Annotated in this window: 2 protein-coding genes and 1 pseudogene; 2 read left to right on the plus strand and 1 reads right to left on the minus strand. The window is 68.6% G+C overall.

The window, feature by feature from the left end:
- Positions 1 to 1,576: TGS domain-containing protein (locus tag U9977_RS16175; protein WP_322750097.1), on the plus strand; the 1,576-nt coding region annotated here is incomplete at its 5' end.
- Positions 1,577 to 1,822: 246 nt separating this feature from the next.
- Positions 1,823 to 2,164 (plus strand): divalent-cation tolerance protein CutA, encoded by a 342-nt coding sequence (gene cutA / locus U9977_RS16180; RefSeq protein WP_322750098.1) that lies wholly within the window; start codon positions 1,823 to 1,825, stop codon positions 2,162 to 2,164.
- Here cutA and U9977_RS16185 read toward each other — a convergent pair.
- Positions 2,147 to 2,847 (minus strand): annotated as a pseudogene (locus U9977_RS16185) (XRE family transcriptional regulator); the annotation flags it as partial. The gene cutA and the pseudogene U9977_RS16185 sit on opposite strands and share 18 nt — an antisense overlap.

Genomic DNA, 2,847 nt, shown 5'->3' on the forward strand with positions numbered 1-2,847 from the left:
GTACCAGTCCCTGCACACGACGGTCGTGGACTCGGCGGGCAAGCCCGTCGACATCCAGATCCGTACCGACGCCATGCACCGTCTCGCGGAAACCGGGATCATCGCGCGGCCGGTCGGGCCGTCCGCGGACGGCGCCCGCCTGGAAGGTCTGGCATGGCTGCACAGCCTCCTCGACTGGGAGGGTGAAGCAAAGGATCCGGGTGAGTTCATCGAGTCGCTGTCGGCGGATCTCGACTCGGACGAGGTCCTCATCTTCACGCCCAAGGGCATGATCATCGCCCTACCCGCGAGGTCGACGCCGGTTGATCTGGCCTACGCCGTCCACACCGAACTCGGCCACCGTGCCATCGGTGCTCGCGTCAACGGCAGGTTGGTTCCGCTGCACACCCGCTTGCGTAACGGTGACGTCGTGGAAATCCTGCGGTCCGGCCTGCCGGGCGCCGGTCCGTCCGAGGACTGGTTGGATTTCGTCAAGACGTCCCGCGCCAGAGTGAAGATCCGTCGTAGGACGACGAAGCAGCGGCGGGACGCCGACACGATCTCTCCTGCCACCGGGCCTGACACCACCGCGCCTGACACCACCGGGCCTGACACCACCGGGCCCGGCGGGCTGGCGGCGGGCGCCATGGTGCCCACGGAGGGTCTCGTGGTGCCTATGGAGGGCCTCATGGTGTCTGCGGAGGGTCCCGTGGTGCCGGCCGCGGCTCATCTGATCGAATCCCAACCGGCGGGATCCGCTGCTTCTGATGCCGCTTCTGCGACCGGGGCTGCGGCTGCGGCGGCACCGGGCGGTGCGGACCTGGCCGACTCGACCGTTCTGGCCGACTCGACCGTTCTGGCCGACTCGACCGTTCTGGCCGACTCGACCGTTCTGGCCGACTCGACCGTTCTGGCCGACTCGACCGTTCTGGCCGACTCGACCGTTCTGGACAACTCGACCGTTCTGGACAACTCGACCGTTCTGGCCGACTCGACCGTTCTGGACAACGAGGTCGGCCCGTCGCACCGGCCCGATCCCGGCGGGGATCGAGCCCACCGGCCCTCGGCGCGGCCCGCGGTGTCGCAGCCGCAGCTGCCGCGGGGTCGCGTTCGTTCGCAGACCTGGGCGGGGTTGGCCGCGGTTGACGGCCGGCCGGACGTCCCGGTACGTCTTGCGCGCTGCTGTCTGCCCCTGCCGGGGGATGACGTGGTCGGCTTCACCACCACGCACAGCCCGGCGGTCTCGGTACACCGGCAGGAATGCGCGAACGCGGCGGACGTCCGTGGGGATCGGCGCCGGGTCGCGGTGACCTCCTGGATTCCCACCACGACGGCGACCTTCCCCGCCGAGATCGCGGTCGAGGCATTTGACCGGTATGGCCTGCTTGCGGACATCACCGAAATGCTGTCGGACGCGTCGGCCGCCGTGCGGTCCGCGTCCACCATCACAGCCGAGGACAGGGTGGCCCGGGCCCGATTCACCGTCGAGGTCGCCGGGCCGGCGCAGTTGGACGTGGTCCTCGCAGCCGTACGGACGGTGGGTGGCGTGTATGACTGCTACCGCACCGGCGGAGTTCGAGCCGATCCCTGCGCTTAGTGGTCGGCGCCGGGCGGTACCCTGTTTCCGTTTGTCACATATCGTAATCAGTCGCTCGTTCGTTTCCGTCGTTCTGTGGAGAAATGACGCAAACAGCACTCGGCGTGCCCGGCCCACGGTGAGCGCCCGTCTGCCGAATGGAATGCCCGGAATCCAGTGCCGACTGCAGTCACCGTAAATTTGTCGGTGGACCCTCCCGTTCGATGTAGAGTATGTTGTTCATGCGCCGATTGATCGGGGGAGTTCGTGGGCCATCTGCAGGCCATGACCAGCATTGATTCGTCTGAAGCGGCGGAGCGGATCGGGCGTCTGCTGGTGGAGCGTCGACTTGCCGCCTGTTTTCAGGTTCTCGGCCCGATTCGCAGCACCTACCGATGGCGCGGCGAGATCGAGCAGGCGGACGAATGGATATGTCTGGCGAAAACGACAACTGAGCGATTTGCCGAGTTGGCGCAGGAGATCGCCCAGGCGCACCCGTACGAGACGCCGGAGATCATTGCGACGCCGATCGTCCACGGGCTCGGTGGCTATCTGGACTGGATCACCGCCGAGACGGCGCCGTCCACGCGCTCAGGCCAGCACCCGTAGCTGCTCGTCGAGGTCCCGTACAGGCTGTGTCTCCCGCCACGGCCGGAGTTGATCGCGGACCTGTCGGACCCGGGCCAGCCCCAGCGAGAAGTCCGTCTGCGCCACGATCGCGAGCGCGTCCGCGGCCAGTTGGCATGCCTGGTCGGGCTCCCGGCGGTGGATGTGCACCTCGGCGAGGGTGGCGAGCAGCAGCGAGCGCTTTTTCGTGGCGGTCGGGCCGGTTGGCGACAGACTCTCGGCCGCGGCCGCGTAGGCGGCGTCCGGGCGGCGTAAGCGGGTGAAGGTCGTGACCTTCATCCCGTTGAGGCGGGGGCGGTCGAAGAACTGCGTCCATACCCGGTCCTGCGCCGGATCGGCCCGATCGTAGGCGTCGCCGGCCCGCTCGAGCGCGCGCAGCGCCGCGCCGCTGTCCCCCCGGGAAGCCTGTTCCTCGGCCTCCCGAGCGGCCAGCCACGCACGGGTCATCATGCTGCCGCCGAGCGCGGCTCGGCGCTGCGCCTCTGCCAGTAGTGCACAGGCCTGGTCCGGGCGCCCGGCCATACCCGGTTGATAGCTTTCGTACCCGAGCACACATGCCCACAGGGCGTTGTCATCGGCCTCGCGGGCGGCCTCGACCGCGACCCGGTAGTAGGCGAGTGCCCGCGTGTTGTCGCGCATGTCAAAGGCGAGCCACCCGGCGAGTG

It is taken from the genome of Protofrankia sp. Cas8 (assembly GCF_963555845.1).
Lineage (GTDB): Bacteria > Actinomycetota > Actinomycetes > Frankiales > Frankiaceae > Protofrankia.